The sequence below is a fragment of the Nocardia sp. NPDC049190 genome (assembly GCF_040648115.1).
In the GTDB taxonomy this organism is placed as follows: domain Bacteria; phylum Actinomycetota; class Actinomycetes; order Mycobacteriales; family Mycobacteriaceae; genus Nocardia.
Map to the genome: position 1 here is coordinate 190,252 of NZ_JBEZDE010000006.1, position 22,792 is coordinate 213,043.

At 63.4% G+C, this 22,792-nt stretch carries 16 protein-coding genes and 2 pseudogenes; 3 read left to right on the top strand and 15 right to left on the bottom strand.

The window, feature by feature from the left end; genetic code table 11:
- Window positions 1–12: 12 nt before the first annotated feature.
- The 7 genes and pseudogenes from AB0B25_RS08165 to AB0B25_RS08195 form a co-directional block, all read right to left on the bottom strand.
- Window positions 13–615: a hypothetical protein gene (locus AB0B25_RS08165; protein WP_357176324.1), complete on the bottom strand. Its 603-nt coding sequence runs from the start codon at window positions 613–615 to the stop codon at window positions 13–15.
- Window positions 593–1,024 carry a hypothetical protein gene (locus AB0B25_RS08170; RefSeq protein ID WP_357176326.1) on the bottom strand — a complete coding sequence of 144 codons (432 nt, stop codon included), beginning with the start codon at window positions 1,022–1,024 and terminating at the stop codon, window positions 593–595. The genes AB0B25_RS08165 and AB0B25_RS08170 overlap by 23 nt, the downstream gene beginning before the upstream one ends.
- A gap of 159 nt (window positions 1,025–1,183) precedes the next feature.
- Window positions 1,184–1,378 (bottom strand): hypothetical protein, encoded by a 195-nt coding sequence (locus AB0B25_RS08175; RefSeq protein ID WP_357176327.1) that lies wholly within the window; start codon window positions 1,376–1,378, stop codon window positions 1,184–1,186.
- A 266-nt stretch (window positions 1,379–1,644) separates the two neighbouring features.
- Window positions 1,645–1,785, bottom strand: a pseudogene (locus AB0B25_RS08180) (IS21 family transposase); the annotation flags it as partial.
- Window positions 1,786–1,878: 93 nt separating this feature from the next.
- Entirely contained in the window at window positions 1,879–6,765 is a 4,887-nt protein-coding gene (locus tag AB0B25_RS08185; protein ID WP_357176329.1) for an FtsK/SpoIIIE domain-containing protein, read from the bottom strand.
- A 152-nt stretch (window positions 6,766–6,917) separates the two neighbouring features.
- Entirely contained in the window at window positions 6,918–8,369 is a 1,452-nt protein-coding gene (locus AB0B25_RS08190) for a hypothetical protein (protein WP_357176330.1), read from the bottom strand.
- Complete coding sequence (locus AB0B25_RS08195; RefSeq protein WP_357176332.1) at window positions 8,369–10,129, bottom strand: hypothetical protein; 1,761 nt, start codon at window positions 10,127–10,129, stop codon at window positions 8,369–8,371. Before AB0B25_RS08195 ends, AB0B25_RS08190 begins: the two co-directional genes overlap by 1 nt.
- A 424-nt stretch (window positions 10,130–10,553) precedes the next feature.
- Between AB0B25_RS08195 and AB0B25_RS08200 the strand changes: the two genes are divergently transcribed.
- Window positions 10,554–12,248 carry a TerD family protein gene (locus tag AB0B25_RS08200; protein ID WP_357176334.1) on the top strand — a complete coding sequence of 565 codons (1,695 nt, stop codon included), beginning with the start codon at window positions 10,554–10,556 and terminating at the stop codon, window positions 12,246–12,248.
- Window positions 12,249–12,738: 490 nt separating this feature from the next.
- On the opposite strand, the gene AB0B25_RS08205 is transcribed toward AB0B25_RS08200, so the two are convergent.
- From AB0B25_RS08205 to AB0B25_RS08220, 4 genes are all read right to left on the bottom strand, one after another.
- Window positions 12,739–12,891, bottom strand: a complete 153-nt coding sequence (locus AB0B25_RS08205) for a hypothetical protein (RefSeq protein WP_357176336.1) — start codon at window positions 12,889–12,891, stop codon at window positions 12,739–12,741.
- Between the two features lie 57 nt (window positions 12,892–12,948).
- The gene (locus tag AB0B25_RS08210; protein WP_357176337.1) at window positions 12,949–13,083 is read right to left on the bottom strand and encodes a hypothetical protein; all 135 of its coding nucleotides are present in this window, start codon (window positions 13,081–13,083) and stop codon (window positions 12,949–12,951) included.
- 137 nt (window positions 13,084–13,220) lie between these two features.
- Window positions 13,221–13,463 carry a hypothetical protein gene (locus AB0B25_RS08215; protein ID WP_357176339.1) on the bottom strand — a complete coding sequence of 81 codons (243 nt, stop codon included), beginning with the start codon at window positions 13,461–13,463 and terminating at the stop codon, window positions 13,221–13,223.
- Complete coding sequence (locus tag AB0B25_RS08220) at window positions 13,460–13,813, bottom strand: hypothetical protein (RefSeq protein ID WP_357176341.1); 354 nt, start codon at window positions 13,811–13,813, stop codon at window positions 13,460–13,462. Before AB0B25_RS08220 ends, AB0B25_RS08215 begins: the two co-directional genes overlap by 4 nt.
- 614 nt (window positions 13,814–14,427) lie before the next feature.
- Here AB0B25_RS08220 and AB0B25_RS08225 point away from each other — a divergent pair.
- Window positions 14,428–14,547, top strand: coding sequence for a DEAD/DEAH box helicase family protein (locus AB0B25_RS08225; protein WP_357176343.1), 120 nt, complete (start codon window positions 14,428–14,430; stop codon window positions 14,545–14,547).
- Window positions 14,548–14,896: 349 nt separating this feature from the next.
- Here the strand turns inward: AB0B25_RS08225 and AB0B25_RS08230 are convergent, their stop codons facing one another.
- Window positions 14,897–19,156: a hypothetical protein gene (locus AB0B25_RS08230; protein ID WP_357176345.1), complete on the bottom strand. Its 4,260-nt coding sequence runs from the start codon at window positions 19,154–19,156 to the stop codon at window positions 14,897–14,899.
- An 840-nt stretch (window positions 19,157–19,996) separates the two neighbouring features.
- Between AB0B25_RS08230 and AB0B25_RS08235 the strand changes: the two are divergent.
- Window positions 19,997–20,159 (top strand): annotated as a pseudogene (locus AB0B25_RS08235) (ATP-binding protein); the annotation flags it as partial.
- Between the two features lie 207 nt (window positions 20,160–20,366).
- Here AB0B25_RS08235 and AB0B25_RS08240 read toward each other — a convergent pair.
- From AB0B25_RS08240 to AB0B25_RS08250, 3 genes are all read right to left on the bottom strand, one after another.
- Window positions 20,367–21,167, bottom strand: a complete 801-nt coding sequence (locus tag AB0B25_RS08240) for an ATP-binding protein (RefSeq protein ID WP_357176438.1) — start codon at window positions 21,165–21,167, stop codon at window positions 20,367–20,369.
- A 71-nt stretch (window positions 21,168–21,238) separates the two neighbouring features.
- The gene (locus AB0B25_RS08245) at window positions 21,239–22,438 is read right to left on the bottom strand and encodes an IS21 family transposase (RefSeq protein ID WP_357176347.1); all 1,200 of its coding nucleotides are present in this window, start codon (window positions 22,436–22,438) and stop codon (window positions 21,239–21,241) included.
- A gap of 44 nt (window positions 22,439–22,482) precedes the next feature.
- Complete coding sequence (locus AB0B25_RS08250; protein ID WP_357176349.1) at window positions 22,483–22,773, bottom strand: helix-turn-helix domain-containing protein; 291 nt, start codon at window positions 22,771–22,773, stop codon at window positions 22,483–22,485.
- Window positions 22,774–22,792: the final 19 nt, after the last annotated feature.

A 22,792-nucleotide genomic window follows, 5' to 3' on the forward strand; every position in this document is an offset into this window, starting at 1 on the left:
CCCCACCTACGATCATCCCCCTGGTTGCGTGATGGCAGCAGCCTGCTGCGCAGCACCGGTATTCCAACCGGCCTGTTGACCGGTGCCGTAGTTGCCGAGATTCGCCAGAGCCTGCGGCCCGACCGCTCGAACGACCTGCATATTCGTTCCCATCGCGGCCATAGCCTGATCGAGCGAGTCGCTCGAGTAGTCGGCGTTGCAGATCTGATTGATCCCGTTGTCGGCCAAAGTGTCTGCCCACGACCGCGACGTGATCTCGTCTCCCGACAGATGTGGATTGCCCACCAAATTCGTCCACGTCTGCTTCATCGTGTCCGACGCCAGCTGATCCATAATGTGATACCTGCCGGCGGCCAAACCCAGCACCTTGGCGATCTCATTGCCTGCCTGCACCAGATGCCGAACACCCCACGACCAACGTTCCGCGAACCGCTCCATCGCCTGCTGCACGTTCTGCCGACCGGCCTCCAGCGGCGACAGCGCAAACAACGAGAACCCGCGGCCGGACGCGCCGGTTTCCTTCACCCCCAGATCGGATAGCTCGCCGATGATCCCGCTAATGCCGTTGGCTGCCTTCACCAGCACCTGCGGATCAACGTCCAGGTTGTCGCTCACTACCCACCTCTTCCCTGTCAGGTAGGTTCGGCGGGAACGCTATCGGCGCTACACCTGCGATGTCGATGGCTATCCCCGTCGGTCGCGCACACCTCGCCGTGATCTCGTCCATGATCCGTCTACCCAGCAGTGCGTGGTAGCGGTACTCACCGTCCAGGGCCACTCCCCGCGCGACTTGGTAGTGCGCAAACTCCTCAACGCTGGTGAACGCACACACCCAATCCACACCGCCGAACTCACTGACGAGCAACCGATCATCATCAGTTAACGCCACAACAACCACAGCATCCGAGAAGGCCGCCATCAACGCTTCGGGTTGCCCGAAACCTGCATAGAACGCAGCGATCTCCGATCGCAAAACCGCACAACGGTCCGCCACCGCTGGCACAAATGGGGTCGCATTGCTCACGGCGATACGGCACCCTCATCCGAAAATCCTGTGATGGGCATATCAGTCCACTGATCTTGAACGCGATAAGTGGACTCGCGCCACGCCCTGCGTGGTCCTCGGTCGATCCGCAGCTTCCAGGACACGCCATCACTCCTCTCGGTCCCGTTGACGGATTGCCTACGAACTATAGGACGCGCCGAAGACCCCACCGGTTCCACCGAAGACGACCTCGCCGAGCGGACGCCGCGTCCAGAACCGATCGGGCTCGGCCCATACTCCGTTGATCTCCCACGGCACCAGCTGATGGCCGGCGGCGGCGCTCGTCAGGCGCCGGAAGTCGGCCATGCCCTCGCGTTCTTGCTCGGCCGGCACCACACTTACTTACGTCCGTGCATCCATCGAGTAGTCACCGCCGTCCTCCTGACCTGCTAATCACACGCCCTTGCGCCTACACGAAAGCTCTTGCGCTGCTCGCACGTTCACAGTCAGCCAGTCTGAAAGATTGTCCGATCCAGTCGTCATCACGACGGTCGACGCCAGCAGCATTGATTGACCAGCACCTCATGGTGAGACGCGGGAGAAACTCGCCCACAGCTCCCGCACGTGCGCCTCGAACGCCGACGGCCCGACACCCGCGAATACTTCGGCGGCGACTCCGCCCGCACCGCCCGTGCCACCATGTCCCGCGAGAAACCCGTCCGCCTCGCGATCGCCCTGATCGACAGGCCCTCGCTCTTGTGGAGATACCGAATCTCCGCCCAGTCCTGCAACTTGATCACCCGTCCAATACTGGTTGGGTGGCCTACTTTTCAAAGAACGCCAATGGCCGGGTTTTGGAAGAGCGCCGACACAGCCGCGGTCTTCGGGCCTGGTCAGCTCCCGTCGTAGGCAACCTGCAGTCGTATGGTGCCCTTGGCGGTGTGCAGGAAGGCGTCGCCTTGTCCGGCAAGAGCTTCGGCTCCGGTCTCGTCTAGAATGATGCGGCTGTCGGTCGCGGTCTTGACCCGCAGGGCGAGTTGGGCTGGGAAGTTGGAGCGGATAGTCGTCGAGATAACGTCCGCGCTCGGGCGCTGGGTGGCTGCGATGACGTGGATGCCCGCTGCGCGGGCCTTCTGCGTCAGGCGTTTGAGTAGCGCTTCGATGTGCTTCTTCTCGTCGGGATCGCTTGTGAGGTCGGCGTACTCGTCCAGGACGATGACGATCCAGGGCTTTCGGTCTGCTTTGTCGACCTTGGCGTTGTACTCGACGAGCTTGCGTGTGCGGATCGCCTTCATGTCCTGGTAGCGCACAGCCATCTCTTCGACGGTTTCCTCGAGAATCTCGATGGCGTCGGCGGCGTCCATGCCGATCATGCCATCAAGGTGAGGGTCGTCCTCGAAGTCGACAAGCTCGGTGCCCTTGGGATCGACGAGGCGGAGTCGCAGGGTGTTCTTGTCGTACCGGACCAAACCCTTGAGGATCGTGTCCAGGGCGACGGACTTTCCTGATCCGGTAGTGCCGGCCACCAGCAAGTGCGGTGAGTCTGCGGAGGACAGGTCAATGGTGACTGTGTTGCCCTCGATGTCGGCGCCCAGCGGGGCGATGAGGCTCTCGGGATCTGCCGGGCACCGCTGCCACAGCGCTTTGGCGTCGACCCCGTACTTCTCGTCGTCGATCTTGGGGATCTCGAAAAGCACGGAGCCGCGGTCGCTGCGGGTGCGAATGCTGAACCCCGAGGGCAGTGCCAGGGCCAGGAAGATCTCGTCGCGTCGGTTGATCAGCTTGTCTACGGTGACCCCGGGATTGGGGATAAACCGGAAGATGTAGAAGCCGGGTCCTTCCTGCCACTTGTCGACCTCCGGTGCGGTGACCGCGACCTTGTGGTGGGCGAAGACGTCGATGACCTTGTTGTATCGAAGCCTCAGCTCCTCCTCGGGGAGCCCACCGTGGTGAGCCTTCAGAAGGACAAGATCTACCTCTGCGGCAGGGTGACGGGCAGCTACCGCTCTCGGCGCGTTTGTCGCAGCGGTCGCTCCGAAAACCTCGACAGGTGCCGTCGTTACTTCCGCAGTGGGCAGTTCGGCGGAAATGCCTGCTGAGGAGGTCTTGACGACAGTGTCAGGAACCTTCACGGTCCCACTGAGGCCCCCAGAGACAACAAGGGGGTCGGCAGTGCTGGGGTCATGGTTGGCGCGCAGAGCGCCGATGAGGTTCAGCAGCTCGTGCTTGTTCAGCCTCACCAGGGTGTGCTTGCCGAGGCTTCCGACCGCAGGCGCTGACTGATCGTCCTCGGCTGAGATGGCCACGGCAACGCCGGTGACTTGACCGAGCTGGACCTCCTCGGAGCGCAGGGCGTCAAGGACCTTTGCCTCGACCTGACGGTGGTCGTCGTTGCCGATCATGGTGCGGGCTGGAAGGTCTGCGGCCTGTAAGGCATTTCCACTGGTCTGAGTGATCGCGGCGGCAAGCTCGTCCAGCCAGAAGGGACGGTCATGGCGAGCCTCGCCGTCCGAGCGGAAGGCATCCGCGCACAGATCGGTGGTGCGATTGAGTTGTTCCTCGGCCGAGCCGACGTCGAAGGTCTGGCGGAACTTGGACTCGGCGACCAGGACATCCAGTTGGACCGTGCCGTCGTCCTGGACGGTCAGCACGAACCGGCCCAGATCGGCACGGGTTTTGTGTCCTCGGCCGAACCAGCGGTGGTGCTCGTCGAAGCTGATCCAGGTGACCAGGCTCATGCCCTGCTGAGGGACGGGGAACTGCTGGTCGATGACAAACCGGGTGGCGACCAAGCCCACGACTTCGTTGACGGTGGTGCCGATGCCGAGGGAGCGCAGCACGGCGCCAGGGGCCACATTGCGGCCGACCTCGTAGATCCGCTTGGCAGTGCCTTCGGCGTCCTGCGGGGTGACGACCCCGATCTGCTCCAGCCGACGCCGCAGTCGCTGGACGACGAACTGCTGACCGGTTTGCGAGCTGACAATGAGCGTGTAGGACTCATTCTTGCCGACATTGGGCTTGACGAGGATGACGTCAGGGCGGTTACGCAGCGCATCGATCTGCTCACGGCCGATGAAGCTGTCGAGGGTGACGACCCAGTGGGCCACGCAGTGCAGGGTGGTGAACAAGTCCTGGTGCTGATCGAACTGCACCTGCATCTCGAAGTAGTCGATGCCGTCGACGCTCTCCCGGGAAACCGGGGAACGGCGGTCGTAGCGCACGCACAAGGTCGACCAGGACTCGAGAGTCTCGTCAGCGGTCTCGGGCAACAGTGCTCTTACGACGTTCTCGCTGGTCTGAGCCAGGTTGTGTGAGGCCGGGTGTTTCCAGGAGTTGAAGGAGCCGGACAGGGATTCCTTCTTGGTGCTCTCCTTGATACTGGTCTGGGTGCCGAACAGTGCAGGAGCCAGAGCGAGGTCGATGGTGTCTTCCAGCCCTGACAGGTCTGCTTCCTGGTCGGGCTCCCATGCCTGCAGTATGAGTTGGACGTCGGGCAGGAAGCTGTCCTCGGACATCTCCGCGCCGGAGAACTGCAGGTCGAAACCCTGGATGATCTCGTAATGGGTGGATTGGGGAGCCAGCACGACCAGATCAACCTTCAGGCGAGGGTTCTTGGCCCGCATCTGCTTTGCCACGCGCATGGGCAGGACAGGGTCGCCGTTGCGGTCCAGAAGCAGTACGCGTAGGCCGTCGAGCTTGTGGGGGTAGGTCGTCAGGTATTCGGTGATGACGCGGACCATCTCATCGATCGCGGTCTCGTCCACGCTGGAGAGCCAGTCCTTGGACTCGTTGCCGCCGTAGCGGACCGGCACGTACTCCTCGTGCCCGGCCGATTCCCGCATCGGAATGGCGATCGTTCCGCCGGGCCCGACGAGGACCGCCGGAGTCCCATGGGGGGAGATACGGTCGATGGCGTCGAAGAAGAGGTCCTCGTTCTCCTGATTGAGGCTAAGACCTCCCTCCTTGTTCAGGGCGGTCTCGATGCTGCCGGCGGCCTCCTCGTAGTTCTTTGCCAGCCAGCGCAGCTTCAGCGGGTGGGTGGCCAGCATCATCATGCGGTGATCGGCCAGTCTGACGACATCGGTCAGCACGACGGACTCGAGGTCTGCGTTCGGAGCGTTGTCGGGAACCAGGGTGGTGCGAACTTCGCGGAGAATGCTTTCCCACTCGCGTACATAATCTTTGATGTTGCCGGCGTCAAGCCCGTCGGAGAATCGCTCGAAGTGCTCCAGCTTGAGGCGCTCCAGCTGGCCGGCGAAATGTGATGCGGGGACAGGCGGCACAGGTTCGACTATCTGCCACAGCCGAGGGTCATTGAACTTTGCGAGGAAGGTGTCGAAGGTCAAATTGCTGGCATGGCCAGGTGGGTTTCGCCAACCGTGGATGAGGGCCGCCAGTGCGATCTGTCCGGGGATGCCCAGGGGGTCCCAGCGAAAGCGTCGCTGGGCGGCGCCGTCCATCTCGACCAGGATGCGCAGCGAGGCCCACTCGGCGTTCGGGTCAAACGGCTCGTCCTCCTCCGGCAGGGGCGGCTTTGTCAGGTCCAGTAGGCAGTTCTTGACCTCCAGGGTCAGCCGAAGTCCGGTGGAGTCCTGGACATCACGCAGGGTACGTGCGTACAGGAAAGCGAACAGCCATCGGCTCCACCGCCCGGCTTCCTGGTTGCCTTCAAGTCCGACGACGACGGAGCCTTCCTCTTCGTCGGCGAAGTAGGTCAGCTCGCGCAGCAGGGCCCGCAGTGGGTCCCGGACGAACTGTGAGTCCGGAAAGGCAAGCTTCTCGACTTTGCGCCGCGACCCTTTGGACAGCAGGTCTGCCAGCGCTTCGGCCCCATCGGCGGGAGCCTCGTCAAGGAAGCGCTGCGCGGATTCCTGATCTCCACGGTCGAGCGCGTCTTCGATCAGCATGGCGTCGAACTCGTCGACCCGGTCTGTGGCGGTCCTTTCGATCTCCTGCCGGACCTGCTGGCCCAGGCCGATCTTTGTGGACTTCTGCTCGAATACTTCAAGCCAGAGAGTCAGGTCCTGCTCGCAGCGCAGCTGACGAGGATCCTGCGGGTTAGCACCACTGCGATTGAGGTCGAGTACGAGGCTGCGCATGCGCGTTTTGGCAGTCTCGGAGTCCGTACCGATGTGGTCCAGGGACTCCTCGCTGAACTCGGTCGTGGCGATGCGGTCTATCAGATCGTCTTCGGTGATCTCCTTGCCGGTGGGCTGTTTGAAGGCACTGACCGAGACGTTCTTCTTGATCCGGGCGGGCAGCGCGGCGGGTTTGATGAAGAGTCCTCGGTCCGGGAAGAGGTCAAGAGCGGGCAGGGCTGCAGAGATCTCGCGGTAGACCACGTCAGGGGTATGGACCTGAGTTGCTGCCACCTTTTGCGCGGTCTCGACCAGGAATGCTGCCCAGCGGTGCAAGGACCGGGGCTCCTCATCGGTGATGGCACACCAGATCTCCGGCAGAAGTTTGGCCATCAAGGCTGGAACGGTGCCGATGCCACCTGCCTCCTTCCATACTTCTGCCATGAATCTGTCGAACCCGCGCTCGCCGGCGGCATCGTGGTAGTCGCCAAGGATTGAGGCATCGTCAAGGGCGTTCATGGCCGCCAGCCCCTGTGCGTCTGGCGACTCCCCCCACTCGAAGAGCAGCACCGCCGTACCCTGTCCCGAATTTCGCCACTTGGTCAGCTGGTCCTGCGGATCCAGCAGGTATTCAATAGGTACGCCTTCGATCGGCTCTGAGGTGCCGACCTTGACGACAACGTGAAGGTCCGGCGACTCCAACAGACTCTGGGCCGTCCGACGGAGAGCCTCGGCTACAGTCAGCTGATCGAACCCGCTGACTCGCAGGACGGCACGGGCTCCGCTGATCTCAGTGACCTTGCGGAGTGCTTCGTCGGCGACGAACCGACCGAGGGCTCGGACACTGCTGACGGTCACTGGGGCTCCCCTCGGACCATGCTGGTTGCATCTGAATATTGAGTGAGCAGACCGATAGCGGCCAGCTTTTGCCGGAACGCCTTGCCGTTGTGGTCAAGAACCGATGGGTCGACCTCGTAGGCCAACGGGCTCGCAGCCGCGACCTTGTTTTCCACCACGAGCCCGTACTTCTCGTACAGCAGTGCGCAGAACTGGTCGAACTCCATCTCCGTGCCCTGCGGGACGGTGGCAGATACCAGGCCCTCGAGCATCGGGGGCTTCATGGTGAAGTGTCGACGCCCTACCGTCGCGTTCAGGGCTCCCACAGCAGCGAGGGTCTCGCTGAAGAACGCTCGGGGCGAGACGACCGCGTTGCCGACCTCCTTGGTGAATCTCTCGTAGCGGCGCTTCTTGACCTCGTCGCCTTCGGCTTCGATTTCGCCGATCATTTCCCGAGCCTGGACGTTGATCGCGTTGACGATGTCATTGCGGCAGCTGGTGAGGTTCTTCTGCGACTCTCTGCGCAGCGGGGTTGCCTCGTTGCCGAAGTCCAACAGGATCGACTCGCGCTCGGTAGCGCCGAGCTTCGTGCGTGCCAGGTGCAGCTGGTGGCGTGCCAAGCAGTAGGGAACCCAGTGCATGAGGCTCTCGGTGCGCTTGGCCCTGGGGACCGTCGCAATCCGAGTGACGACGTTGCGGGTCCCTGCCCTCAGTAGATCAGGCCACGGGCTGATATCCCCGTGCAGCTCGATTCCTGCGTCTGAGCCCTCCACGGGCGCTTCGTCGTAGTCGAAGTCGTGCGCGCTGAGTGCCTTGGCAAGGTTGCCCAGCGGGGTGCCGCTGTCCTGTACTAGGTCGGTCAGGCCCTGTCGGGTCGCTTCCTTGCGGTCAGGATCAGGGTCGCTGCGCAGGACTTTGTAGGCCCAGCCCCCACCATCGCGAAAGAGGTAGCGCTCGATACTCGGAGCATTGATACCAGCAGTGACCTTGCTGGCCTGCGTGCGCTTCTTGGCGCTCTTCTTGAGGGAAGCATCGCTTTGCTTGATTCGTCGTTCGACTGCGTCGTAGTGGATGAGTTCACCGACGAACGGATAGATGTGCGCGCCGAACCAACTGGGTTGGCTACGACGGCCAGGGATCTCGACCAACAGGGACGAGAACAGGGCGTGGAGCGTTTCCGACGTCTCGGGAGAGTCAAGCTCGACGGCCTTGCCGAGTTCCTCGTCGCCCTCGACGATGCGGGTCTCGGTCGCGATCCGCCGGGCCAGGTCGTGCGAGATCCTCTTGTAAGCCGTGTCGGCTCCGTCATCCAGGAGTCCTGCGAACTTCTCCGGGTCTTCCTGATGCGCCAGGTAGACGCCGCGGGCGATCGCGAGCATCTCGAGCGTTACGTAGAAACCGCGGCCTTGCTGTTCGAGATTCACCCCGAAGAGGCGAAGGACGACCTCGGCCTTGGAACGATCAGCCATCACGCACGCACCGACCTGATCTTGTCGCCGACGTCGATCATGAGCTTTCTCATGACGTTGCCCACCAGCACCTGGATCTCGTCATCCTTGTTCGACGAATCAGCCAGTTCCGCCAAGGATCCACTCAGGCCGCGGATCTCCGCCTCGTGCTGGACCTCGCTACGCAGGCCCGCGGCCCACCGAGTCAGCAACTCGAAGCGCAGAAGGTCCGCCTCCACCGAGACTGCGCCACGGTCAGGGGCGACGGCCGGGATTCGGATGTAGATGGCCCGGTTGAGCCACTCGACGGCGTTCTGCATCTCGGGGGTGACGCCCGTCCGGCCTTCCTCCTGCCACTGGGTGACCTGGTCGACGACCTCGACACCCTTGCTGGGCACGCGCCGAGAGATCACGGCCGCGCGGGCGCGGTGGGTGAAGAAGGCCGGGTCAAGTACGAAGAAGTCAGGGTTGCTCCCCGCCCGGTGGATGCCCTGGACGGCTTCCAGGCCCTTGAGGAAGCGGTCTCGCACCCTGGTGTCTGCCAGGTCCCGGTTCTTGTCCTGGACACTGACGAAGTCGTCTCCGGCCTGCAGGCCCATGCGGGCGAACCGGTCCTTGTTGTCGTCGCAGTTGAAGAAGTCAGCTCGGCGCAGGAACGTGTACAAGCCCCGCAACTGTTCGGCCTGCTTCTGAACGTCCCGACTCGTACGGACCTTCTGCAGGTAGCTGCTGGCGTCCGTGGGAGGGAAGTCGCCAGCCGTGTCCGGGTCCAGTCGGTCGTCGACCTGGCGACGGGAGACCTTGCCCGGGTCCAGCTTTCGTAGCGCGAAGAAGGCGGGAACCAGGTGACGCTGTTGCTGGGTCAGCCGGTCACCGAAGAGAGCCTGGTGGTACAAGTGGGGAGCCTGCCACAACCTGTTCGAGTGCGACCGCCGGTATTTCTCATGGACGTTCTCGCAGGACAGGCCACCCGTGAGCATGTAGCTGGTCACCGACAGCGCCTGACGGGTCGTGACTACAGCCCCGGTGCGCTCGGCCGCGGCGAACACGTCCCGGATCGCGGCCCGCCGCTGAGGCCCGCAGGTGGGATCGCTTAATTCGTTGCGGTTGGCCAGGATTGGGCAGACCTTCTGTGCATCACAGGCCTCGCAGGGCTTCCACCGCGACCATTGCGTCGTCGTCCACTGCTTCAGGACCCAAGGGATGAGGCCGCCGTTGGGGCTGTCGGCCGCTACGGACTGGTAGTTGAGGTTGATGACAGTGACCGTGCCATCGGGGTCGCTCACCTGCCCGCGGACGATGCCGTCCGCGAGAGTTGTCACCAGAATCTTGGCGCGCCCGGTGCCGCCTTTGTCAAGGTTGTCGTCTTCGGCGACGCACTTGCGTAGCTGGCCCTCGTTTGCGCAGATGATCGCGACGCCCTCGTCCGGAGGATCAAGCAGCTCCACGAGCTTGTGAGCGCCCGCCGGCACGCTGAACTCGCTGAGATCCCTGATGATGTACAGCGGGCGTCCGCTACGGGTCCGGCCGATAGGACGGCTGGCGTTGCCGGCGTCGGACAGCTCGCGAAAAACTGCCTTCCGGACATCTGGTGTGTCCGACTCGGCATCGATCCGCAGCGCGGTCAGAAGGCTGGCGCACAGGCTCGTCTTGCCATGCCCGGCGTCCCCGGTCAGGACGATGGTTTTCGTGGTCGGTCGCTCAATGGCCTCCAGCAGGTAGCTGAGCGTCACGACGGGGAACAGTGACTGCGTCCACTCTGCCTGCAACTCGTAGATCATCTCAGAGGTGTCGACATCGAACGGCTGGTAACGGCGTATGCGTTGGACGTGTTTGTTGACCTCTAGCGGCATACTGTTGCCCTTCGTCGACCGAGTCGGGAGCGCTGCGAAATTCTAGCTGTCCGCGCCCTGACGGAAGATCAAATTCCTTGTCACAGCGCTGAAGTGAGCCTTTCCGAGCAGCGGTCTGCCATGACCGACGTGGTTCTGACGACTTGATGATGTAGCAACAGCGTGGGCACTGCTGTCGAAGCTGGACGGCCGAACCTGGGAGAAAGCCGCGACGCACGTAATCGTCCTCTGACGTCATGGGCAAACCCTGTAACGGTCCCGTGGGCAGGTCGATATGGTGAGGCAGTTCAGGGTTGGAGGAGAGTAGCGTGGTCGAGCCAAGATCAGTCACGGGCGTGACAGGCGCGAATACATGAAGCTGACACCGGGGGCCAATGCCTTCGTACCCACATCGGAAATGGCCGTCACCCTCACGTGGTCCGCGGAATGTGCGGTGGATCCACAGGCACTCCTGGTCACCGAGACGGGCAAAATTCGCGACGACAAAGACTTCGTGTTCTACAACGCACCCCGCCATCCTTCCGGAGCGGTGTCGCTCGCTGAGGGGGCGGCGGTTCGCGCGGATGTGACTGTCGCACTCGCCGACGTCGAGCCGGAGATCTCTCGGATCGTGATCACCGGATCGGTTGAAGAAGGATCGTTCCGCGATATCTCTGGACTCACCGTATCTGTACGAGAGCAAGGCAGCGGAAATGTGTCTCTCTCGTTCGACGTCAACCAGACCGAAGCCGTGACCGCGATCGTCCTGGGCGAGTTCTACCGGCGAAACGGCGGGTGGAAGTTCCGCTGCGTGATGCAGGGATGGAGCAGCGGTCTTCGTGGACTCGCTGAGGAGTTCGGTGTGCAGGTCGACAACGAGCCCGAACCGCCGCCGGCTTCCGCGCACGTCCCGGGGCTGGCGGCGTCTGTCGCGCCCGCGCAGCACGACCGTCCGTCAGGTGCAGCCTCCTCGAGCGCGCCTCCCGCTCAGCCGAATATGAAACCCGGCTGGTACGCCGACCCGGACCGCCCTGGCTGGTACCGATGGTGGCAGAACGGCTGGAGCGAGGACCGTCGCCAGATATTTCCCGCTGGACAAGGGGTATGCGAACGATGCGGGCGTCCTGTCCAGCAGTCTCGGTTTCGCGGGACTCGGCCGTGCCGCTGGTGCGAGAACGATGTTTGGCAGATTATGCAGGGCTGGCGCGCCCAAGCATCGCAGGTACTCACCACAACTGGACCTCACGGGCCGGAGTGGGACACGCTGTGGGTTTCGCTGATGTTCCACCAGGTGCATGCGGGTACCGGCAGGGAAGCGTTGACCCCGTTGGCAATTGCATACCTCGAGCGTGTAGTGACTTTCGCGTTCGCCGACAGCCAGATCGAGGAACGCGAACTCGACGAGTTCGAACGTGCGGTGGCCACGCTGAGCGCCGTGACCAACCTAGGCACCGCACAGCGCCATATCGACGAGCTCCGTCGGCGGATGCTGCGCGGCCGATCCCTTACGCAGGTGCGGGCCGGGGAACTGCCTCGGGTGCAGTCGCCGCGCGTACACCTGGAAGCCGGCGAGTTCATCTACCTCGAAGTCGACGCCTTGCACGTCAAGTATCTAGCCAACGGTCCTAAGCGCACGCCTGGGCGAATCATCGCGAGCAACAAGAAGGTTCGGTTCGTCGGTTCCGGCGCGGGCAGCGAACTCCCGTGGGCCAAGATCGTGTCGGTCACCAGCGAGTACGGCAACGTCATCGTGTCCGCGACGACCGCCCGCGGGGGCGGTACCTACCAAGTACACGACCCCGAATGGGTCGCCGCGGTTCTCGAGGGTGCGCTGCGCGTTGCCAAACGCTTGGTCCTCGCACCCGGGCAACGCGACAGCCGCTCGATCCCGCCGCACGTCAGGGCCGAGGTCTATCAACGCGACGGCGGCAAATGCTGCCAATGCGGAGCCATCCACTATCTGGAGTTCGATCATGTGATCCCACTCAGCCGTGGCGGGGCCACCAGCGTGAACAACCTGCAGATTCTCTGCCGCCAGTGCAACCTCGAAAAGGGAGCACGGTTGTAGAAGTCGGCAACGATAGGACGGGACCGGGTTCCCGACTGTCCCGCCGGCGTTCTGCTCCGGGAGGCAGCCCCGGACCGGTTTCCCTGGGATTGACTGTATGCCCGGTCGCGTAACTTGGCGATTCGGTATTCGACCGTCCGGCGGGTGTTTTGGGGGGCTTGTGTCACCGACATGTCACCGGGACGACGCCCCAAAGTGGGCACAAGTGTGGTGGCGAAAGGCGCTCAAGCGAAATGAGCGCAGCCAATTCCAATGCCACGGCATCGGCGGTCAGCGCGCCGACCTCCAACGCGGTCCCGAGTCCGGCGATGACCCGGTCGTGGGCATGTGCCGATGCGGAAGTAGCACCTCGATGAGGGCGCGGGTGCCGTCGCGGTCGCCGTGGGCCTTGCGGGCCGCGGCCCACCACGCGTCATGCGCGATTGTGAATCGGCCAGCTGCGCGAGCTTGTTCCAACGCGGTCGCCCCAGCCAGTGCGCCGGGCTTGCGATCAGCCCTTCCAGGTAGTGATCCAGGTCCATGCGGTCTGTGCCTTGCCCGCGATCCGTTCGTGCCGGGCGACTTCGGTCCGGCGGTCGTAGACAATCAGCACCGACGTGTGCAGCAGCACCCGCAGTTGGCAGCCGATCAACCGGATCGGCACGCTGTAACGATTGGTGCGAACCGTGACCAGTGAATACCTATCGACTCGCGGGGTGAATCACAGACCGGTCTCGAATTCCTCGTCCGGCAAACGCTTCAACAGCGCCCTCTCGACCTCGAAATGCTCCCCGATCGTGCGGGCCCGGGCACCGATACGGCGCGCGTCATCGGCGTCGTCGAACTCATCGATCATCGCGTCAGCTCATCGACCGAGTTCACGCGAGGCACCGGCACAAGGTGGTTGCGGCGGAAGAAGCCGATATCGCCTTCCACGCCGCCCTTCTCGTGAGCCCCGGCTTGTCCTGGCTGGCAGTAGAAGACATCCAGGTCTCAGTGAGACCGGAACGCCGTCCACCGATCGGTCTCGACCCGCAGACGGGACAACCCGATCACCCGCGCGACCGCCGCGTTCAGATTATCGTAGCGCACCTTCCCGAACGGCACCCCGCCCAGCCGCCGGAACGCATGAACGTGCCCCTCGAAGAACGCCTCCTGCCCATCCGAGGTGGACATCCGGTGAATCGCTCTGCCGGAGAACGAGAACCGCAACGAGAACAAGAACATCGTGATCATCTCACCGCGCAGCTCGACGGCGACTTCCCCGAAGTCGACCTCCGCTTCTTCACCGGGCCGGTGGGTCTGCGGAATGAACACTTCGGCCGGGCCGCGGCCGGCAGCGACACGGATCTCCGGCTGCGCTTCGACACGTACTCGCGCACGGTCTCGTAGCTGACATCTGTCATGCGCTGCTCGTCGATCAACCGGGCGAAGATCCGCCGCACCGTGTGCCGCTGCTTGTGCGGAGCGTCCAGGTCCGCCACCAACCACTCATCGATGACCGGCTTGAACTCATCCAGCTTCGACGCCCGCGACGGGTACTTCTTACGCTCGGCCGGCCACGCCGACCGCAACGCCGCCCTCACCGTCTAATACCCGACGTTATACTTGCGCTGCAACTCCCGGCCCGACAGCCCCGTCCGCGAATCCCGCCGGATGGCGGCATACAGCTCCACCTTGGACTGACGACGCGGCGGCAACGCGGCTCCTACAAGACAGGTTCCGGGCCTCGGACAGAGGACACAGAACGTTGCGGCGCAGCCTGCCACCATCACGACCAGGTGACGCCGAAATTCCTCTGTACCAACATCTTCGGATCAGAAGCGATGTCCAGATCCATCTGTAAGTGGTGTCGCAGATGACCTGTAGAACCAGGCAGATGCTCCAGATCGCACAGTCACCAGGAACGATGCGAACAAGTTCCTCGCCGATGTCGCTTCCGGACTTCTCCTTCCGACTCCTGATCGCCACTAGCGACAAGCTGCACCACATAGCTCGTCGAACGACGATCAACGACCAAGAAAGGCATGTCAGCTTTGTGGGTTTGAGTGACCTGCTGACATCAGAGGTGAACTGGCCGAGTCGACGAACCCGCGGCCCTCGCCACCGTCCAGGCTGGCCAAGCCGCGTGACTACCAACGGGAAGCGATAGGCAACGTCGTCAAAGGCTTTCAGGCTGCCGACAGGGAGGCCGCTCATCATGGCGTGCGGCACCGGCAAGACCCATACGTATTTGTTCATCAAGGAGGAGCTCGATGCCGAGCGGACCCTCGTCCTGCTGCCGTCGCTGTCACTGCTCAAGCAGACGATGCAGATCTGAAGGGTCCATGCCAAGAAGTCGTTCGAGTCCCTGCCGGTCTGCTCCGACGAGACCGTCGCCCAGAATGCCGACGAAGCGGTCATCCACACGAGTGAGCTGGGTGTGCCCGTTACGACCGAACCCATCGAGATATCGGCGTTCCTGCGTCGGCGGTCGGCACCGCGTGTGGTCTTCCCTGCCTATCAGTCATCTCCGCAGATCGCCGCAGCCTTCGCACTCGGCCGCCTGTCCGCGTTCGACCTAGTGGTCGCCGACGGGGCAAACCGGGTCGCCGGCGACAACTCCACTGTTTTGCAACGGTTCTCGAAGCTGACGCCATCAAGGCAGTGTGTGCTCCATGTCTCCGGGATTACTCGCGTTCGCAGTCATCGGCGTCTGCGGTCGGCGTCGCACCGTCGTGAGGTAGTTCGGTGTGCAATTCGGACGGCATCCTCGCGGGCTGGCGTACTCGCAGGTGCGGTTTGGTGCAGCTCAGCGATTCCCCCGGAGACACCCGTGCGACATACCAGATGTCCGAGGAGACAACGCTGTCGCGGTCGTCTCCCCGCTGCACGATCTTTTCACTCAATGTGCCGATGATGAGTTCGGAATCTAGTTCACGCAGACGCTCGTCGAGCCAATCCGGGTCCACGAGCAGGACATCCTGCCCGTTCTCCCCGTCATCGATTTGAATTGCCTTGGCTACGACAGTGTCTCCTTCGCGCCATTCCGCAGTATGGCCCTCCCACACCGCAGAGCCGAGCAGTTCTGCTGTCGGAAGATGGAAACTCACCGATTCATCGAGTGAGCAGTCGAGGGTGCTGCCCTCCCACACGTACTGCTCGATCGCGGGCCGCACCTCAAGGGCACGCTTCCTCAGCTCGTCTGGAATATCGTGGTCGCTGGCCTCCGGAACCGCGGTGGACACGATCGGCGCCCAGCCCTGCTCGCCGAGGTATTGGGTATAGGGGCGGCCCTTCGGGTCGGGCATCCATCGCCCGCTCAGCCCGCGCTCTGCCAGATAGTCATAGACGTGGATTCCGTGGTCGCGGGGAGTGAGCCAGGAGAATTGGAGAAAGAAGACGTCCAGTTCCCGCTTGGTGATCCCTCGACGCCGAGCATTGTCACGATCCCAGGTGGAGTAGCGCTGTAGCGCGATCCAGGCGCGCCCCTCGGCATCCGTCGGAGCGAACAGCTCAGTAGCGCCCGGAAGGTCACTGAGGTCTGACACCCACTCGTGCCCCGGACAGGAAGGGTCCAGAGCGGGCGAGTTCAGGGCCGCCCAGCCGTCGAATTTGCTTCGCGCCACCGTGCAGATGTTCGACTCGTCCTCGCGGACGCTCGGCGGTAGGGTGGGGTCGAAATCGCGGCCGTACCACGACCAGGGGCCTTGGTAGGTCATCGAATCTGAATTCCACGTCTCGTAGGCGGGGTGACGATTGTCCGCCAGGCGGGCGAGCAGTTCGTGCAGCGCGATCCACTGATACTTCTTCCCGAATCGCTCGGCTTTGTGCGCCTCTCGGCCTTTACGTAGATCGTGGAGCTGCTCGAACTCCGCGAACCGCTCAGCCGTCCAGCCGAGTCTGATAGCGCGGTAGGCGATCCACCGGCCAGCCCAATCGGCCTCAACGACGCCTTCGGGGTCGCGGTATTTCTTCGCAGCCGGCGCGGGCCCTGACAGCGGGTAGCCGCTGAAGAATCCCACGTCGGATTTGACGACGTACTTGTTGAAGTCACCCATCCAGTCCAGGCAGGACAGCAGGATCGTCTCAGCTCGCCAGCCACCGATGCCGTCGCCGCCTTCGATGTGGCCGTATCGCTGCTGGAGTTCCTCGGCAGTGGGTGGCTCGTCGGGTGCCTCGGTACCGTAAGGTGGCGCGAAATGCTCTACCAGCTCCGCTGTCGCTCGGCCCCGACTGCAGGCCCACGCCACGGTTCCCCGCGCCGAGTCACGAGCGATGTCATGGACCGGAAGACCACTATCGAGCCAGCCTTCCAGCGACCCCACGATCTGTCCCACTGCATCGAGATCGTTGTCGCCGCCCACTATCACTGCGCCGTAAATAGAGGTCAACATCCGTTCCTGTACGTAGAGGTCGTCCACCTCCCGGGCTGCGGAAATAAGCGGCACTGCTGCGGACAGATTGCGTGCCAGCAGCGCGGCCAGGCATTTACTCGACCGGTCGCGCAAAAACCGGTTGGGTGAGGTCAGCAACCACATCAAGGCCAATCCAGCGAGCCGCACCTGTTCAGCGCTCGCCTCAGCAGCACCGCTCTCTGCCCACGCGGCAAGGCGCGCGAAAGCCGCGGAATAGTCGTCGACGTTGAAGGTGTCGATCGACCAGGACGCGTCGCGCTCGGCCATGGGAATCGCCACCAGTCGCTTGTGGAGCCAGTCGGCGTTGGCTGGGTGATCCACCCGGGGCGCCAGCGACAGCACCGCATCCATCCACTCAGGCTCCCGGGTGCGGATGCCGGCGTCGAGGAGCTCGAGCGCCCGCGGCCCGAACGACGCGGGCGTGCGATCGATCAAGCTTTCCCGGTTTGCCTCACCAAGCAAGTATTCGTCCGCGAGCTCCGGGAGCAGATCGATGAGCTCGACCTCGCCGCGTTCGGGAAGCAACACACTCATCGCCGACCACAACCATGAGGCGTCACGAAGGCGCCGGACGAGCGCTCGTTTCCGGTGCACGCTTTCACGCTGCAGAACTCGCACGATCCACGAAGGGCGCTGACCATCGAGGACTTTCAACATTCGTGCTGCGAGTAGCTGCTCCGAGTAGGCCTGGAAAGGGAATGCGACTGACTCGATCCTGTCATAGTTCGGCTGCACTTCGAGCAACCCTTCGCTGACGAGCCGGTGAAACAACGTCTCGGGCCACTGTCGGCCGGGGACCAACTCGTCGATCACAGGCTCGACCTCAGCACGAGGTACCGCTCGCCCATCGTTGGCTAGCAACCGAACGGCCATCAGATCGAGCGCGTCGGAAACTACGGCGGAAGTCGGTGGCAGCCCCATGCGATCGCGCACCTTCCGGGACTGCATCTCGGCGAAACGCGCGAACAGAGACGTGCGCGTGGGCAACTTCGCCACCTTGTCAGCACTGTCGGCGGCGACAGCGCAATACATGCGCAGGAACAGGCCGTTGCTGAACGCCGAATCGAGCTGCGCGTGCGCCGGCACCGGAATCCTGTACAACGCGCAGTAGGCCGTCAACGCTTCGGCTTCGCGACCAGCGAGCCCGGGATGCACCACACGCGCCAAGTCCTGCGGTGCCGCGATGATCTCTCGGTAGTCCGTGCGATAGGACACGATCAGCGCGATATGCCGGTACTTGCGTACCTGCGTCAGCAGCGCGGGCAGTTCCTCTCGCCACATCTGTGGGCGTTGTGCCTCGTTCAGGGCATCTACCAGGATCACCGCGCGACACGACTTGGCCTCGGCAAGCGAGTCCAGCGCCTGAAAGAACTCATCACACGTAACGGGCAGCCCACCAAGCACGTCGGTGAACGCGGCCCACCAATTCGTATCCCGGACCCGGGGCCCCATGATCGCAATCGCTGGCACGCCCCGGTCCAACAGGATCTTTGCCGCGTGCACCAACGCATGGGTCTTTCCCTGCCCCGCGACGCCCTCGATCGCGACAGCACGAGCCTCATATACGTCGCGCAACCGGCTCATCGAGAATCCGAGGAGCGCGTCCACTGCCGACATAGCGCGGCCATGCCCTCGCCTCTGATCGGACCTAGAACCAGGCCAGCGCTGTTCCGCCAGCGTGGACAGGGCCTTTGTGGACTCGTGGATTTGCTCGAAGTCGATGTCGAGACTCGCTAGGTGCAATATCTCGCTCCCCGCTGACCCGATGGACTTCTCGCGCGCAGCTTGCAAGGTAGCGACGTGTTGCTGCACTTCCGCGAAACTGTCATCCCACATCCCGTGATCCTGCAGGCATGCGATGCCGGTCTTCGAAATAAGCGAATCGAGGTTGTCCAAGAACGGGCTGGCGCCGCACACGGCGTCGAGGACTGGTTGGATTCTCGACGCCACATCGGCCTCCGGCGTGTAGCGGTCACCAGCTACATTGCGGGCTTCCTCCCACCGTTGAAAGAACCAGTCTTCGGTGAGCTCAAGGGCTCCGAACCAGTATGCACGTCGACCGACATGCTCCGGGTGCATCAGCACATCGACTACATCACCAGCACGTATCACAGCGAAGGTGAGGCGATCGGCTCCGACGATGTCCGTCTTCCAGCTCGCGACTGCGTCGTCCCAGCGATCCTGGTCGGACTTGGACTTAGCCGACGCACCGTCGGTGAAATCGTAGGGAACGACGAAGGTGAGACGAGTCATCTGCGAGCGTTTCGTCGCGACCGCTTTTACCGATTCCCGCATCCCGCCAAGAGCATCCGCGAGGTTCGCGTTGAACTTGGCTTGAAAACCTTCTTGGTGGCCGTCGTCGTACAACTCATACCACTCCACCCCGCCATCGGGCGCCCGCGTCTTGCGGGTCTCGACATGGCCGGGATCCGTCAGCGGCCGCAACTGGTAGGCGAGTTCCTCCCAGGCGCGCGCTTGATCACCCTCGTGTGGTCGAATCTCGCGGAGCCGCACCTCAGTTCCCGAACTCACCGCTGCTCCACTCCTCCAGTACCGTCACCACTGCAAACGCTGGCCCAACCACCCCTACTGCTGTTTGCACCACGGACGGCAAGAAATACTAGCCCCTGCGAACCCGTGCCGAGGGACTGTCGGAACTCCGGCTCTGGCTCAATTCCGGTGATACAGCGTGACCGGGTGAGGGCACGATGCCTCGAATGGGTGAGGCGAATGTTGCTGTGGATATGATGTTCTCGGGTTTGTCAGCGCTGGCTGCCGACGATGTCATCGATGAGGGCTTGCCTCAACGCGTCCTTGTAGGCGTGCTTGACTCCGATGAGCAGGCCAGCGCCGAGCCTGAACGCTCGGCGAGGATCTCATCATCGCGACGACACTCCCGGCTCGCCAAGCCCCGGATCTGGTGGCCGGGATGTGGTCGTTGATCGAGGGGCAAGTTGGGTGCGGTGCCGCGACGACTGTTGTGGAACAACGAGTCCGGAATTGGCCGCAGCGGCCGGTCGGTGGCCGGGGTGGTCGGGGTCGATCGGGATGATCGCGACCCGGATGGTTGCAATGCCGCCCGTATAATCCAGAGTCCAAGGGTATCGTCGCACGCGCCAATCAGTCTCTGAAATCGTCGTTTCTGCCCAGTCGCTGGTTCACCTCACCTGCTGATTTCAACACCCAACTGGGTGACTGGCTGCAGTAGGGGAACTGCCCGCGGGTTCGCAGCATCGAGGGGTCCGGGCCGAGTTGGTCGGCCCCATCACCCGCAGGTAGTAATCCCGCGGACCCCGGGTCCGCGTGCCGAACCCGACCGTCGGGGCTATCGACGGCAACCCGCCCATCGCCACACGATCCGCGGGCAAAGCCTCGACGATCATCACCAGCAACCGGGAAACCCCCCGAGATCCTGACCATGATGGCCGACCCGCTACTGGCCCAATCCGCGATGGACCGGCTGCAATCGGCGGCCTACGGACTCGTCGTCGAGGGCGAGTCTTACCGGCAACGGCAGAAACCCCGCCGCGGCTAACCAGCCGAGCCAGCTGGCTCGGTTTGACCCAGCGGTCCAGTGCTGGGCACCATCACCACACGGTCTGCCCCCAGCACGAGCTGATCACTGTGATGGCACAGCTGCGGCACCGACCGGGGAAGGGATACCGACCGGGGAAGGGATGAAGACCACGATGCAGCGCCGCTACAGCACCGACACAGCCGATCAATGCGCAGGATGGTCGTACTACGGTGCTGCCCACCGATACGACATCCACGACACACCCGAGTCCACCTCGGCCTGCACGCAGGCAATGGACCGGCTCGAAACCGCCGCCGATGAGGCACGGTTACGCGAACTCGCCCACGACGGCGACCGATGCGCCTTCATCCGGTTGATCGAGATCATGGTGGACGCAGATCGTGTCGATGACCAACGGCTCCTGGCATGCGGCGGGGATGACCGCGCGTTCGCGACACTCATGGAATATCTGGTCCGAACCAGGTGGCGTTCGACGATCAGCTCGTAGAAATCGCCTGTCTCGACCGCTTCGAGCCGGTGCAGAGCCAGGTCATCGATGATCAGCAGGTCGACGCGGTGCAGTTTGCGCATCTCGTCTTCGTAGCTGCCGTCCAGGCGTGCACCACGCAACCGTTTGAACAGTTTGTCGGCGCGCTCGGTGTGAACGGTATGGTGGCGGCGGACCGCGATGTGTCCTAATGCGTTGGCCAGGAACGTCTTTCCGACCCCGACCGGCCCCATCACTAGGATGTTGTAGGCGTCGGCGAGGAACCGCAGCGAGGTCAGCTCGGCCCAGAGTTCACGGTCGAAGGTGACCGCTGTCGAATCGTCCCATGCCGCCAGGTGCATCTGCGGGTCCAGATGGGCCGTCTTGGCGCGGCGTTGCTCGGATTGCCGGTCACGGCGGGCGACCTCGTCGGCGAACAGCATCTCCAGAAAGTCGTGGTGCGGCAGCCGATTCGACCTCGCCAGGGCCAACCGTTCCGGGAGGGTATCGAGCAACTGGCCGAGCTTGAGCCGCCGCATCAGCGACTTCAACTCCGGGGTGACCTCGATCGGTTTGACCGCCGGGGACGCAGCGGGACGACGGGTGGTGCTCACGAGGGCCTCCTGACAGAGAAATCGGTAGTGGAGCGGACGAACCGGGACGGTGCAGGCGGCGGCAGCAGCGTCAGCTGCTGGCCGCTGGTGCCGCGGGCGAGCATGCGATCGATGACACCGACGTCGACGACCTCGGCGTCCAGAGCACGGCGGCAGGCATCATCGACCGCGCCGGCGCCGTGACGGCGCACCAGTCCCAGCAGCCGGTAGACCTGCCGCATCTTCGTCCAGGGCAGCGGATGCTCGAGCACCGCCGCGGCATAAGCGCCGACATGCGGGCCGTCAGCTTCTGCCTTGCGCTGCAACGTATTCAGATCCCGCATCGCATAAGCGGTCAGCTCACTGGGCAGATCCGCCGGATCGGTCTGCCGACGACCGGCCTCGACCCGGGCATGAACTTTGATCAGCTCACCACGGAAGTAGAGCTTGACCGTGGCCGTGTCGATGCGGGCGGTCAACCGCTGCCCGACCAAATCGCCGGGAATGCTGTAGAGGGCCTTGGCGATCTGAACATGCCGATCCGGCGCAACCTTTGGATTCGCCCAGGCCGGGACATCGAATACGGTATCGGGTAACGGTTTGAGTTTCGGACGCTCGTCGGTGGCGAACACTTCGGCCGGACGCAGCCGCGTGGTGCCATGTATTCTCATCCCCGCGGTCTCCCGGCACCACCGCTGCGCGCGTTCCCGGCAGTCCTGAAGGTCCCGGAATTGTTCTCCGGCAAAGAAATTCGACCGTGCATAAGGAACACAGCGTTCCACGCGCGGCTTGTCCTGCGGGATGCGGACCCGGGCCGGATCCACCACGAATCCACGAGACTCGGCATATTCACGGAACGATTCGTTCAACCGGGGATCGGTCGCGTTCGCGCGGTCCACGATCGCCTTCATGTTGTCCGGAATCGCGACGGCGAACACGCCATCGAAGAACACCCACGCGGCTTCGAACCCCGCGATGACGTCGTTGAGTGTCTCCCGGTAGGTCGGGAAGACGAACATACGCCGCGAATACACCGCGGTGAAGATCAGCCCCTTCACCACCCGCCGCCTGCCCTCGACATCGGTCAGCAGGCCCAGCCGACCGAAGTCGACCTGCACCTCCGCGCCAGGTTCACAGTCGGCCACCCGCACGGTCGTGCGCCGCTGCCCGAACCCCAATTCCGCCTGCGCATAACGGTTCAACGTCCGATACGACACCACCACACCACGGCGGGCAAGCAGAATATGAACCTTGGTCAGGGTCAGGCCTGCTTGATCTGCTCGGACTGACCGGCGAGAGTCTCCCACACATCGCTCTTACCATTCGGTCGAGACCTACGAACCCCGGCGATCACCGCCGCCAGCAGCTCATCGGTCAACTGCTCCACACCCTCGTCGCGGTCCACGCCACACGACTGCGCTCTGTCGATATACCGGCGCACCGTCTTGCGGTCAGTGCCCGACAGCCGGGCCACCTCCCGCAAACCGCGACCCTGCAGCCATAGCCGCAGCATCTCCCTGATCTCGATCACCGAAACCTCCCGGTAGCTCATCTGGCCAATACAGCGGCCG